This is a genomic window from Bacteroides sp. GM023 (assembly GCF_014750685.1).
In the GTDB taxonomy this organism is placed as follows: domain Bacteria; phylum Bacteroidota; class Bacteroidia; order Bacteroidales; family Bacteroidaceae; genus Bacteroides.
In genome coordinates this window covers 577,636-590,970 of sequence record NZ_JAAXGE010000002.1, presented here as the reverse complement: position 1 = coordinate 590,970, position 13,335 = coordinate 577,636, and the positions used below count along the sequence as shown (strand labels likewise).

Genomic DNA, 13,335 nt, shown 5'->3' with positions numbered 1-13,335 from the left:
ATCCGTCTATAACGCTTCCCTGAATATTTCTCCCACCGTAGGATGCGGGAAAACAATCTTCTTCCACTGCCCTGCGGTCAGTCCCAGTTCAATGGCAGTTCCTGCAAGCGTAATGATCTCCGAAGCCGGATTGCCCAGTACATGCACGCCAATTACTCTTTCCTGCTCGTCCAGCAGTACTTTGCAGACGCCATTCACTCCTTCATTCTCTGCCACAAAGCGACCGGAATAAGCCATAGGAAGTTTTACTACTTTATAATCAATGCCTTTTGCTGAGGCTGATTCTTCCGTTTCACCCACTCCGGCAATCTCCGGATTGGTATAGACAACTCCCGGAATAGCACGATAGCTCATCGCGTCTTCTTTGCCGAGGATGGAATGTACGGCAACTTCCGCTTCGCGGACAGCCGTATGAGCCAGCAGAGAGAATCCGGTCAAGTCACCACAAACGTAAACATTGGGGAGAGAAGTTTGCATTTTCCCGTTTACTTTGATAGCGCCGCGCTCTGTCTTTTCCAAATTCAGATTTTCAAGTCCGAAACCTTTCGTTACCGGACGACGGCCGACACTCATCAGTAACTTTTCCGCTACAACCGTACCATTACCCTCTGCATTTTCATACGAGACGACAGCACCTTCTTCTGTTTGCGACAAACCAACGACTTTCGTACTCAACAGGAATTTAATGCCCCGTTTCGTATAGTCCGCACGCAGTAGAGCGGAGAGTTCCTTATCCATTCCACCGAGGATTTCATCCATCATTTCTACGACTGTCACCTGTACTCCCAAGCTATTGAAGAAAGACGCAAACTCCATTCCGATGACTCCACCGCCAACGATAGCCAGAGATGCAGGCAGTTCTTTGTTATCCAGGGCTTCCCTGTGCGTCCAGTAATTCACTGTGTCCACACCCGGAATAGGCGGGATAAAGGTTTCCGAGCCCGTACAAAGTATCAGATTCTCACCTTCATAGGTTTCTTCGCCACAACGGACTGTATTTTTATCAATGATTTGTGCTTCTCCCGATAGAATCGTGACATTGTTGGAAGTCAGTTTGGCTTTCACTCCCAATACCAGTTTGCGCACTACTTTACTTTTGCGGGCTATAATTTTAGGTAAATCGAAGGATACTTCGGGTATGTTCACGGCATACTTCGATGCGTGCCTGGCACTATCATAAGTCTTTGCCGAATATAGCAATGTCTTTGTCGGAATACATCCTTCGTTCAGGCATACGCCACCCAGATTGTTTTTCTCGATAAGCAATACGCTTAAACCGGCTTTGCCGGCAGTTTCGGCGGCTGTATATCCTGCAGGGCCACCGCCAATAATAATTACTTGATATTTCATAGTATGTAATCAGTTAGTGTTTTCGTTGTTATTTATTCTCTTCGAGGTGTATTGCCTTGATTCTCTTTTCGAGCAGTTCGGCAAATTCCCGTTCTTTGACAGGCATCACAGATACAAATTTACCTTTCCCGTATTCTATCAACACATATTCGGTCACCGAGAAGCGGCCGAACTTCATGGAATGGCATTTCTTTATAGCGGTAATCTCGGAAACAGGAATTACTTTTTTACGAATAAAGCGTCCGGTGGATATTTCCAGGATTCCATCGGGAGTAACAGTATATACCGTATGGATAATCTGTTCGATTACAATAATTAGCATGAGCATCAGCAGTACTGCCGGCAAGATATATTTACACCACAGGGCACCGACGACATTCACGGTAAGCACCACCAGCAGGAAATACTGGTACCAGGCAATACGGGCATGGAAAATTCGATTCATTTTGTCAGATTTTTGCCTGCAAGGTAGCAATTTTATGAATTAGTGACAACGAAAAGTACAACGAAGTAACTTATTTTGTAGCTTTGCGGTGAGAAATAACAAAACTATGGTAAGAAAATTCGATTTCCTCGTCATCGGCTCCGGAATTGCCGGTATGAGTTTTGCGCTGAAAGTGGCGCACAAAGGTAAAGTTGCTCTTATCTGTAAAAGTGGGCTGGAAGAAGCCAATACGTACTTCGCACAAGGTGGAGTGGCGTCCGTCACCAACCTGCTGGTAGACAATTTCGACAAACACATTGAAGACACGATGATTGCCGGAGACTGGATTAGTGACCGTGCCGCAGTGGAGAAGGTAGTGCGTGAAGCTCCTGCGCAAATTGAAGAACTGATTAAGTGGGGCGTAGACTTCGACAAGAACGAGAAAGGCGAATTTGACCTGCACCGTGAAGGGGGACACTCCGAGTTCCGTATCCTTCACCACAAGGACAATACGGGAGCAGAAATCCAGGACAGCCTGATTAAAGCCGTACAACGGCATCCCAATATCACGGTGATTGAAAACCAGTTTGCCGTTGAAATCCTTACACAACATCATTTGGGGGTAACCGTTACCCGTCAGACACCGGACATCAAATGTTATGGTGCTTATATCCTCGACCCGAAAACCGGAAAGGTAGATACCTATCTCGCTAAAGTGACTCTGATGGCCACCGGTGGAGTAGGAGCTGTCTATCAAACGACTACCAATCCGTTAGTAGCTACGGGAGATGGTATCGCCATGGTTTACCGTGCCAAAGGTACTGTGAAGGATATGGAGTTTGTCCAGTTCCACCCTACCGCACTGTATCATCCGGGCGACCGCCCTTCTTTCCTGATAACGGAAGCGATGCGCGGTTACGGCGGCGTACTCCGAACCATGGACGGCAAGGAGTTCATGCAGAAATACGACCCGCGCCTTTCACTCGCTCCGCGTGACATCGTAGCACGTGCCATTGACAATGAAATGAAGAACCGTGGAGACGACCATGTATATCTGGACGTTACCCACAAAGACCCGGAAGAAACAAAGAAACATTTCCCGAATATCTATGAGAAATGCCTTAGTCTGGGTATAGACATCACCAAAGAATATATCCCGGTAGCTCCGGCTGCCCACTATCTTTGTGGCGGTATCCTTGTAGACGGAAACGGACAGTCGTCCATCGAACGCCTTTACGCAGTAGGAGAGTGCTCTTGCACCGGACTGCACGGTGGTAACCGCCTGGCTTCAAACTCATTGATTGAAGCAGTGGTCTATGCCGATGCTGCCGCCAAGCATTGTTTGGAAACCGTTGAACAATATACCTACAACGAAGATATTCCCGAATGGAATGACGAAGGGACTCGTTCTCCGGAAGAAATGATACTTATTACACAGAGCATGAAGGAAGTGAATCAGATTATGAGTAGCTATGTGGGTATTGTCCGCAGCGACCTCCGTCTGAAACGTGCCTGGGACAGACTGGATATTATCTACGAAGAGACTGAAAGCCTGTTTAAACGCAGTGTAGCTTCCAAAGAAATCTGCGAATTGCGTAATATGGTCAATGTCGGCTATCTGATTATGCGTCAGGCAATGGAACGTAAGGAAAGCCGCGGATTGCATTATACGATTGATTATCCTCACGCAAAGAAATAGTCATGAAAACATTTGCCCAACTCTTCATTTCTTTATTCTGCATCATAGGATTAGCTTCTTGTTATGCAGGTATTCCGCTAAAAAGCGGGAAATCGGAGAACAACAGAACCTACGAGGTAAGTTATCTGTTTGAGCATGACGGAGTGAAAGTCTACCGTTTTCTTGATATGGGAAACTATGTATATTTCACCACCCGGGGAGATGTAACCAGTATCAAAAACGATTCGGCAAGGCAGCGGACGATTACTATTTATAAAGACAGCCTGCGAAACAAATAAAAAATGCCGCTTGCAAATGATTGCAAGCGGCATTTTCTTTATCTGATTAATCTCTGGATTAATAGTTTTCTTTCTTCACTTCGAAGTATGCTTGCGGATGCAGACATGCCGGACAAACTTCAGGAGCTTCCTTACCTACAGCGATATAACCGCAGTTACGGCATTGCCATACCACTTCGCCTTCTTTAGCGAATACAGTCATATTTTCGATGTTGTTCACGAAAGCGAGGTATCTTTCTTCGTGACCTTTTTCAGCGATTGCGATATTGCGGTACATAGCAGCAATCATTGGGAAACCTTCCTGTTCTGCTACATCAGCAAAATGAGGATAATCCAGTGACCATTCTTCGTGTTCGCCGGCAGCGGCAGCGCGAAGATTTTCGAGTGTAGTACCGATTACACCTGCCGGATAGCTGGCAGTAATTTCTACCATACCGCCTTCGAGGAACTTAAACATACGTTTTGCATGTTCCTTTTCCTGGTCAGCCGTTTCTGTGAAAATGGCGGAAATTTGTTCGTAACCTTCTTTTTTAGCCACACTAGCAAAGTAAGTGTAACGCATTCTTGCCTGTGATTCTCCTGCGAATGAAGTTAACAGATTCTTCTCTGTCTGGGTTCCTTTAATACTCTTAGCCATAATTCTTTTTATATTTTAAATTGGTTGATTACCATACGTAACTTGTCGTACTATTTATAACACAAATATAAGCGAATTGTTCGTAATAAGCTACATTTTCTTCATTAATAAAAACTATCAGCTCATTGATAAAACCTATCAACAGACAAATAGTATGCTGAAAAACACACTTCTTTCGATTATTTTATATAATTTTGCAACCTCGACTTTACAAAAAAGCCGGATATTCACGTAACAACTGATAATAATGAAGCTATTTGAATTTAAACCCAAACTGGTTTCTTGTTTAAAGAATTATTCGAAAGAAACATTCATGGCAGACTTGATGGCAGGTATCATCGTAGGTATCGTTGCCTTGCCGCTAGCCATTGCCTTTGGTATTGCTTCGGGTGTATCGCCCGAAAAAGGTATCATTACCGCTATTATTGCCGGATTCATCATCTCTCTGCTGGGCGGAAGCAAAGTACAGATTGGTGGCCCGACGGGGGCATTTATCGTCATCATCTACGGCATTATCCAGCAATATGGCGAAGCCGGGCTGATTGTAGCAACGCTTATGGCAGGCGTTCTCCTTATATTATTAGGAGTATTCAAGCTCGGAGCCGTTATCAAATTTATTCCTTATCCTATCATCGTGGGGTTCACCAGCGGTATCGCTGTAACCATCTTCACTACACAGATTGCTGATATCTTCGGTCTGTCGTTCGGGGGTGAGAAGGTTCCCGGCGACTTTGTAGGAAAATGGCTCATCTATTTCCGCCATTTCGATACGGTGAACTGGTGGAATACCATCGTAAGCATTGTCAGTATAATTATCATAGCTATTTCGCCCAAGTTTTCCAAAAAAATTCCCGGCTCGCTGATTGCTATCGTTGTAGTGACAGTGGCTGTTTACCTGATGAAAACGTATGGCGGCATCGACTGCATCCCGACGATTGGCGACCGGTTCACGATTAAATCCGAACTGCCCGATGCCGTTGTCCCGGCTTTGAACTGGGAAGCTATCAAGAACCTGTTCCCCGTAGCCGTCACGATTGCCGTGCTGGGAGCTATCGAATCACTGCTGTCTGCTACCGTTGCCGATGGTGTGATTGGCGACCGTCACGATTCCAATACGGAATTAATAGCCCAGGGCGCAGCCAATATCGTAGCTCCTTTGTTTGGCGGTATCCCTGCCACCGGAGCCATCGCCCGTACCATGACCAATATCAATAACGGCGGCAAGACACCGATAGCCGGAATCATCCATGCAGTCGTACTGCTTCTGATTCTGCTTTTCCTGATGCCGCTTGCACAATATATCCCAATGGCGTGTCTTGCCGGAGTGCTGGTTATCGTATCTTATAATATGAGTGGATGGCGTGTATTCAAGGCTTTGCTGAAAAATCCGAAATCAGATGTCACCGTACTGCTGATTACTTTCTTCCTCACGGTTATCTTCGACTTGACGGTGGCTATCGAGATTGGGCTTATCATTGCCTGCATCCTCTTCATGAAGCGTGTCATGGAAACTACTGAAATTTCTGTGATTACAGACGAAATAGACCCGAATAAGGAATCAGACCTCTCTGTGCACGAAGAAAATATCATAGTGCCTAAAGGAGTGGAAGTATATGAAATCAATGGCCCTTACTTCTTTGGTATCGCCACGAAGTTTGAGGAAACGATGGCACAACTGGGAGATAATCCCCAAGTACGTATCGTTCGTATGCGTAAAGTTCCGTTTATCGACTCTACGGGTATCCATAACCTGACTAATCTTTGTGAAATGTCACAGAAGGACAAGATTACGGTTATCCTTTCCGGAGTCAATGCCAATGTACATAAAGTATTGGAGAAATCCGGTTTCTATGAATTATTGGGTAAAGAGAATATTTGCCCGAATATTAATGTGGCGTTGGATAGAGCAAAGGAAATTATAGAATAAAAACGATAAAAGAAAGAAAGAGGTGCGCAATGCTTTCGTATTTCCTGCGTCCTCTTTCATTCCCGAAATATACGGATGATACTCACTATATCATATAAGACGAACTTACAAAGCGGGCTGCCACAGAATCACTTCTCCGGCAGCCCTTCTTTCTTCAGTTTAAAAAACAGAGAAAGTATGATATCATTTATTCCTGACCTCCTCCTAAAGCTCGGTATAGGTTAATTAAGCTTTGTATTTCTGTAAAATGATTGGCCGTCTGAGACAATTGCGCGCTAAGCAATGACTGGCGGGCGGTAAGCACTTCCAGATAGGTAGCATTACTATGCTCCATCAATAGTGAAGTACTTTGTAAAGCTGTTTGCAGGGAAGTAATCTGTTTGTCCAGCAAAAGCCTTTTCCCCTGACTGGTCTGACAGGCAATCAAAGCATCGTTCACTTCGCTGCCGGCATTGAGCAATGTCTGCTGAAAACCGAGAACAGCTTCTTCCTGCTGCGCACGGGCAATACGGTATTGTGCCACCACCTGTCCTTTATTAAAGAGCGGCTGTGTGAGCGAGCCTACCGCCGATGCCAAAAACTTACCCGGATTGAGAATCAGTGACCCGGCAGAGTTCGTCCATCCGGCACTTCCGCTTAAAGTGATGGAAGGATAGAAAGCCGAACGTGCCGCATTGGTGCCATAGAACGCTGCTTCCAGTGTCCGCTCTGCCGAACGGACATCGGGACGGGAAGAAAGCATCCGGACAGGAATCCCTATCGAAAGTTCCGTAGGAAACTGCTGCTTTGACAGTGTACCGCGTTCATAGCTGCGGGGTGTCTCCGCCAACAATAAGGCAAGGCTATTCTCTACCTGGCTAATCTGCTGCTGCAAATCGAGCACAGAGCCCTGCACCTGATAATAAGCAGCTTCCATCTGTGACACAGCGGATTCATTTGCCAGTCCGGCATTCATCAGTGCACGGGTGGATGCCACGGTTTCTTTCCATGCCGCTTCCGTCTGACGGGAAAGGTCGAGTTGTTCATCCAGCATCAGCAAGGTATAATAAGTATTGGCTATACCTGCTATCAACTGTGTACGGACAGCCTGACGGTAATCCTCGCTTTGAGCATAAACAGCTTTCGCCTGTTTCTTGGAATTGCGCATACGTCCGAATACGTCCAGTTCCCAACTGGCAGTAACGGGTAATGAGTAAGCCTGTGTAGCTTTGTGCGTATCGAAGCTGCTCACCGTTCCCTGTGGGGAAAGGGCAAAAGCAGGCAGAAAGGCTAGTTTGGCAGACATCAGTGCCGCCTGTGCTTGTTCCACACGAAGCTGGGCGGTCTGATAGTCGGTATTGGTCTTCAATCCCACTTCGATGAGGGACTGCAAATAAGGGTCGGTGAAGAGTTCCTGCCAATCCATATTACCCAGACTGGCAGTGTCTTCGGCCACTACTTCCTCTCCATAAAGATGGTCGGGAACGACAGTGGCGGGTTTGTATTTGGTATAGATGCCGCAACCGCTCAATGACAGACTGATGGCAACTAATATAATGATATTCTTCTTCATTCTTTCTTCATTTAATTACGTTCGCGTTCAACTTCACTCTTTTCTTTCTCTAAAAGCACCTGTACGTCTGCTTCTTCCTCCATCGGTTTTCGGATTTTCTCCTGCAAAAACTCAAAGATGATGTAGAAAACCGGAACGACAAAGAGCAACGCCAGTGTCCCGACAGCCATACCGCCTACCACACCCGTACCCAGTGAACTGTTACCATTGGCACCTGCACCGGAAGAGAACATCAGCGGAAGCATACCGAAAATCATCGTCAGTACCGTCATGAGGATAGGACGCAGGCGGACTTGTGCGGCAGAGTAGGCAGATTCCACAATCCCCATTCCTTTACGTCGGCGCTCTATGGCGTACTCCGTAATCAGAATGGCTGTCTTAGCCAGCAGACCAATCAACATAATCACCCCTGTCTGCAGGTAGATATTATTCTCCAATCCGAACAATCTGGCGAAAAGGAACGAACCCATCAGTCCGAACGGCACGGAGAAAATAACGGCAAACGGAACAAGGAAACTTTCGTAAAGACAAGCCAGAATCAGATAGACCAGGAAGATACAGACCGCATAGATAAAGACTGTCTGTGCTCCACCGCTACTTGCTTCTTCGCGTGCCATACCACCATATTCGTATCCGTAGCCTATCGGCAAAGATTCTGCGGCCACTTCTTCAATCACCTTCTGCACCTCACCGGAAGAGTAACCGTCGGAAGGGTTCACATTGGCTGTGATGGTACTGTAAAGGTTGAAACGGTTCGCCGTTTCCGGTCCCAGCACTTGTTTCAGCGTCACGAACTGGCTTACCGGAGCCATCTCCGTACCATTACGCACAAACATATTGTTCAGTGACTGTTCATCCAAGCGATATTCAGGGGAAGCCTGCATCATCACACGATATACTTTACCATACTGGTTGTAGTTGGAAATATACGCGCCACCGCAATAACTACCTACTACATCGAGCACCGCACTTGGCGAAATACCCGCACGCTTGCATTTGGCTGCATCCACTTCCACGGATATTTGCGGGAAGTTGATAGCATAAGAGGTATAAGCCATCGCTACTTCCGGACGCTGGTTCAGGGCACCGAGGAACTGGATAGCCGCTTCATAGAACGTACCCAAATCTCCACCCGTCATATCCTGAAGGTTCAACTCAAGGGAGTTACCCATACCGTAACCCGGAATCATGGCAGGCTGGAAGCTGAATACCTGTGCTTCTTTTATGGACTGGAATTGCGCATTAAGACGGGAAACCACGGCATCCGAGCTATGCTCCTTGCCTTTTCGTTCGCTCCAGTCTTTCAGGCGGACAATAATCGTACCGTAAGAAGTTCCCTGTCCGGATATAAGCCCATATCCTGCTACGCGAGCATAGTGTTCTATTTCGGGCGTATCTTTCATGATATTTTCCAACCGGTCCATCACTTTCGTCGTTTCCTCAAGTGTACTTCCCGGTGAAATGCTGACATTCACCATGATGACACCCTGGTCTTCCTGCGGCACAAGTCCTGTCTTCGTAGTACTCATCAGATAAATCAACAGGGCAATGGCCACCGCCAATGAAGTCCATACCATCCAACGATGGCGGATGAAGAACAGCACACCTCTCTTATATTTGCCCAGTACGGCATTGAACGAAGCATTATAAGCCGCGCGTACCCGTCCGTTAATACTCTTGGTGCTCTTGGTTCCGTCCGACGGACGCATCATGATGGCACACAAAGCAGGACACAGCGTCAAAGCCGAAATCATGGAAATACCTACCGCAGTAGCCATCGTGATACCGAATTGTGTATAGAACACGCCCGAAGTTCCTCCCATAAATGTAACGGGAATAAACACAGCCATAAACACGCAGGTACAGGAGACGATAGCCATCGTCACATCACCCATTGCATCCTTAGTGGCAAGATAAGGCGATTTATACCCGGCATCAAACTTGGACTGCACCGCTTCTACCACCACAATGGCGTCATCCACCACCGTACCGATGGCAAGCACCAAAGCAAACAATGTCAGAATGTTCAGACTGAATCCCGCAGCCACCAGACAGGCAAACGTACCCACCAATGAGACAATAATGGAAATGGAAGGGATTAGGGTACTCTTTAGGTCTTGCAAGAAGAAATACACCACAAGGATGACCAGAATGATAGCAATAATCAGCGTCTCCACCACATTGTGTATGGAAGCGAAAAGGAAGTCATTCGAGCTCATCATAGTGACAAACTCCGTTCCTTCCGGCAGATTTTTCTCCATCCGCTCTATCTGCGCGGTAATTTCTTTATTGACAGCAGTAGCATTGGAACCGGCTGTCTGGAATATCATATAGAGAACGGCAGGCTGACTGTCCATCTCACTACGGAAGCTATAAGTCATAGTGCCCAGCTCTACTTCCGCCACATCTTTCAAGCGGAGTATCGAACCGTCTTCACGCGAACGGACAACGGTATTCTGAAATTCTTCCACGCTCTTCAGGCGTCCGCGATATTTCATCGTAAACTGAAAAACGTTCTGTGAACTCTCACCCAGCGCACCGGTAGGAGCTTCGATGTTCTGCTCGCCCAATACGCCGGTTATGTCCGACGGCACCAGTCCGTATTGTGCCATCCGTTCCGGTTTCAGCCAGATACGCATACTATAGGTATCACCCAACTCCATCACATCTCCCACTCCCTCGATACGTTTGATTTGGGGAATGACGTTGATGTCGAGGTAATTGGCCAGGAAAGTCTGGTCGTAACGACCGTCAGTACAGACCAAAGCGCCAATCTGCAAGAAACTGGTCTGACGCTTCATCGTGCTTACACCGACTTTCGTCACTTCAGCCGGAAGTAATCCCTGAGCTTTAGCCACGCGGTTCTGCACGTTGACTGCTGCCATATCGGGGTCTGTGCCCTGCTTGAAGTAAACCTGAATAATAGCCAAACCTGCATTGGAAGCGCTCGAACTGATATACATCATGTCTTCCACACCGTTGATACTTTCTTCCAGAGGCATGATGACACTGTTCATCACCGCTTCGGCATCAGCACCGGTATAGCTGGCAGTCACATACACCGTCGGGGGCGCAATATCGGGATATTGCTCCACGGGCAGTGTGAAGAGTGAAATAAGCCCGATAGCCAGAATCAGCACGGAGATGGAGATTGCCATCACCGGCCTCTTAATAAACATATTTCCTTTCATAATCAGTCTCCTTCTTATTTAACTTGCGTGCCTTCGCGTACCAGTCCGGCGCCTTCCGATACAATTTCATCACCGGCTTTCAGTCCGCTCAATACCACATATTCGCGTCCGTCATTGATTCCGACTACGGTTATCAGGGTTGAGACAGCTTTACCGTCCACTACCTTATATACGATAGTCTTGTCCTGCATCCGCACAGTAGCCGTTTGCGGAATGGCAACGCAGTCTTTATAGATACTCGGCACTACTACCGTGCCCGATGCTCCGCTATGAAGCAACCGTGATTCGTTGGGAAACACCACACGCGCTACGACAGTACCCGTCTGGCGGTCGATGACTCCACTGATGGATTCAATGACACCTTTCTTATCATAGACAGAATTGTCGTTCAGGTACAATTCCACTTCCGGCATGTTCTTCAATGCTTCGTCCATATCACCGTACTCGCGGGTAAGGGCAAGCAACTGATTCTCCGTCATGGAAAAATAGACATACATATCCGAGTTGTCACTGACTGTGGTAAGCGGGTAGGGGATATTGGCACCTACCAATGCGCCTGCACGATAAGGCAATGCACCCACTACTCCGTCACTGGGACTTTTCACCTCAGTATAAGAGAGATTGTTGCGGGCATTGATTTCCTGAGCTTCCGCCTGCGAGAATTGCGCCTTGGCAGTGAGATAGGTATTCTCGGCTGTTTTCAGGCTGAATTCGGAGACTACTTTCTGCGCATACAGTTCTTTGTTGCTCTTGTAAGTCAACTCGGCAGTGCTCATCGCAGCACGTGCTGCTTCTACATTGGCAGTGGCGGTTTTCAGTGCAGCTTTGTAAGGCACCTGATCGATGACGAAAAGTAATTGTCCCCGGCGCACTTTCTGTCCCTCGGTCACGCAGAGTTTCTCAATCGTTCCCGACACCTGCGGATAGATGTCAATATCCTGCCGCCCACGTATGCTCGCCGAATAGGAAGAAGAAAATTCTTTGTCCCCCGCTTCTATCTGCATTACTGCATAAGAAGAAGATTTCACTCCCGCATCCGATGCCTGCTTGCAAGATGCCATCCATACTGTACAACCGACAATCCCTATCAGCCGTATCCATTTTTTGCTTACTGTAATCATACTTTCTCTTTTGTTCTTTGATTAAAACCTGGACAAAAGTAGGAGAAAAGAACAAGGCAATAGTGACCAATTTCCCTCTATAACTGTCCTATTTTCGCCTTTTATGTTTTTTACAGCTAACTATTTGTCAATAAACGACATATCAGACAATTTCCAAGGCAATCAGGACATTCTGTTTTCCGCTTTATTCACCAACTTTGCAAAAAGAAAAAAAGAAAAGGATATGGAAAAAGAGAACATCAGGCCAATAGATATAAAAGACTTTAAGGACGGCCAGCATACACTGGATTATATAGATAATGACTTTGCAGTAATCAACAGCTTAGAGGGAATTCCTGATAATAATGATATTGTCAGACTGGAATGTTTCATCATCGCTGTTTGCATAGAAGGGTGCATCCAACTGGATATCAACTACCGGACTTACCAGTTGAAAGCAGGCGACTTGTTGCTCGGACTTCCGAATACCATTATCAGCCATACGATGCTAAGTCCTAAATATAAGGTATGGTTTGCCGGATTCTCCACCCGTTTTCTGCAACGTATCATTAAAATGGAAAAGGAAACGTGGAATACGGCCGTTCATATCCACAATAATCCGGTGAAGTCCGTAGGCGACGATGAAGACAATTCTGTTTTCAAATTCTACCGGGATTTGGTTGTAGCCAAGATAAATGATGAACCTCATTGTTACCACAGGGAAGTGATGCAACATCTCTTTTCCGCCCTCTTCTGTGAGATGATGGGGCAACTTCATAAGGAAATGGAATGTTCGGACAAGACTGGTCGTTCGAAAGAAAATATCAAGCAGGTGAATCATACCCTACGGAAATTCATGGAACTATTATCAAAAGACAAGGGGATACACCGCTCGGTGAGTTATTATGCCAATGAGCTGTGCTATACACCGAAGCATTTCTCTAAAATTATTAAGCAAGCGTGTGGCAGGGCTCCGTCAGACTTGATTAATGAAACCGCCATGGAACAAATAAAATATCGGCTGAAGCATTCGGACAAATCCATCAAAGAAATTGCAGAGGAGTTCAACTTCCCTAACCAGTCCTTTTTCGGGAAATATGTAAAAGCATATTTGGGAACATCACCTGCCAGTTACCGAAGCAGGAAAGAGGAGTGAGAAAAAGCGCATATTCTTGCA

Annotated in this window: 10 protein-coding genes; 4 read left to right on the top strand and 6 right to left on the bottom strand. The window is 46.5% G+C overall.

What is annotated here, in order from left to right:
- Positions 1-6: 6 nt before the first annotated feature.
- Positions 7-1,350: a dihydrolipoyl dehydrogenase gene (lpdA, locus tag HC965_RS04760; protein WP_191030378.1), complete on the bottom strand. Its 1,344-nt coding sequence runs from the start codon at positions 1,348-1,350 to the stop codon at positions 7-9.
- A 28-nt stretch (positions 1,351-1,378) separates the two neighbouring features.
- Complete coding sequence (locus HC965_RS04755; RefSeq protein WP_191030377.1) at positions 1,379-1,795, bottom strand: PH domain-containing protein; 417 nt, start codon at positions 1,793-1,795, stop codon at positions 1,379-1,381.
- Positions 1,796-1,901: 106 nt separating this feature from the next.
- Between HC965_RS04755 and nadB the strand changes: the two genes are divergently transcribed.
- Positions 1,902-3,473 carry an L-aspartate oxidase gene (nadB, locus tag HC965_RS04750; protein ID WP_191030376.1) on the top strand — a complete coding sequence of 524 codons (1,572 nt, stop codon included), beginning with the start codon at positions 1,902-1,904 and terminating at the stop codon, positions 3,471-3,473.
- Between the two features lie 2 nt (positions 3,474-3,475).
- The gene (locus tag HC965_RS04745; RefSeq protein WP_191030375.1) at positions 3,476-3,751 is read left to right on the top strand and encodes a DUF4884 domain-containing protein; all 276 of its coding nucleotides are present in this window, start codon (positions 3,476-3,478) and stop codon (positions 3,749-3,751) included.
- 58 nt (positions 3,752-3,809) lie between these two features.
- On the opposite strand, the gene rbr is transcribed toward HC965_RS04745, so the two are convergent.
- Entirely contained in the window at positions 3,810-4,388 is a 579-nt protein-coding gene (gene rbr, locus HC965_RS04740; RefSeq protein WP_191030374.1) for a rubrerythrin, read from the bottom strand.
- Positions 4,389-4,635: 247 nt separating this feature from the next.
- On the opposite strand from rbr, the gene HC965_RS04735 reads away from it, so the two are divergent.
- Positions 4,636-6,315 carry a SulP family inorganic anion transporter gene (locus HC965_RS04735; protein ID WP_191030373.1) on the top strand — a complete coding sequence of 560 codons (1,680 nt, stop codon included), beginning with the start codon at positions 4,636-4,638 and terminating at the stop codon, positions 6,313-6,315.
- 187 nt (positions 6,316-6,502) lie between these two features.
- Here the strand turns inward: HC965_RS04735 and HC965_RS04730 are convergent, their stop codons facing one another.
- Genes HC965_RS04730 through HC965_RS04720 form a run of 3 tightly spaced genes read right to left on the bottom strand, consistent with a single transcriptional unit; the run spans position 6,503 to position 12,179 of the window.
- The gene (locus HC965_RS04730; RefSeq protein WP_191030372.1) at positions 6,503-7,867 is read right to left on the bottom strand and encodes an efflux transporter outer membrane subunit; all 1,365 of its coding nucleotides are present in this window, start codon (positions 7,865-7,867) and stop codon (positions 6,503-6,505) included.
- Between the two features lie 11 nt (positions 7,868-7,878).
- Positions 7,879-11,058 carry an efflux RND transporter permease subunit gene (locus HC965_RS04725; RefSeq protein ID WP_191030371.1) on the bottom strand — a complete coding sequence of 1,060 codons (3,180 nt, stop codon included), beginning with the start codon at positions 11,056-11,058 and terminating at the stop codon, positions 7,879-7,881.
- Between the two features lie 14 nt (positions 11,059-11,072).
- Entirely contained in the window at positions 11,073-12,179 is a 1,107-nt protein-coding gene (locus HC965_RS04720) for an efflux RND transporter periplasmic adaptor subunit (RefSeq protein ID WP_191030370.1), read from the bottom strand.
- Positions 12,180-12,402: 223 nt separating this feature from the next.
- On the opposite strand from HC965_RS04720, the gene HC965_RS04715 reads away from it, so the two are divergent.
- A complete protein-coding gene (locus tag HC965_RS04715; RefSeq protein ID WP_191030369.1) occupies positions 12,403-13,314 on the top strand; it encodes an AraC family transcriptional regulator in 912 nt (303 codons plus the stop codon).
- Positions 13,315-13,335 lie beyond the last annotated feature (21 nt).

What these genes read in the sequence shown, in the direction of transcription:
- HC965_RS04735 (WP_191030373.1), top strand. Translation starts at nt 4,636, where the DNA reads ATGAAGCTATTTGAATTTAAACCCAAACTGGTTTCTTGTTTAAAGAAT.
- nadB (WP_191030376.1), top strand. Translation starts at nt 1,902, where the DNA reads ATGGTAAGAAAATTCGATTTCCTCGTCATCGGCTCCGGAATTGCCGGT.
- HC965_RS04715 (WP_191030369.1), top strand. Translation starts at nt 12,403, where the DNA reads ATGGAAAAAGAGAACATCAGGCCAATAGATATAAAAGACTTTAAGGAC.
- HC965_RS04725 (WP_191030371.1), bottom strand. Translation starts at nt 11,058, where the DNA reads ATGAAAGGAAATATGTTTATTAAGAGGCCGGTGATGGCAATCTCCATC.
- lpdA (WP_191030378.1), bottom strand. Translation starts at nt 1,350, where the DNA reads ATGAAATATCAAGTAATTATTATTGGCGGTGGCCCTGCAGGATATACA.
- HC965_RS04730 (WP_191030372.1), bottom strand. Translation starts at nt 7,867, where the DNA reads ATGAAGAAGAATATCATTATATTAGTTGCCATCAGTCTGTCATTGAGC.
- HC965_RS04720 (WP_191030370.1), bottom strand. Translation starts at nt 12,179, where the DNA reads ATGATTACAGTAAGCAAAAAATGGATACGGCTGATAGGGATTGTCGGT.
- HC965_RS04755 (WP_191030377.1), bottom strand. Translation starts at nt 1,795, where the DNA reads ATGAATCGAATTTTCCATGCCCGTATTGCCTGGTACCAGTATTTCCTG.
- HC965_RS04745 (WP_191030375.1), top strand. Translation starts at nt 3,476, where the DNA reads ATGAAAACATTTGCCCAACTCTTCATTTCTTTATTCTGCATCATAGGA.
- rbr (WP_191030374.1), bottom strand. Translation starts at nt 4,388, where the DNA reads ATGGCTAAGAGTATTAAAGGAACCCAGACAGAGAAGAATCTGTTAACT.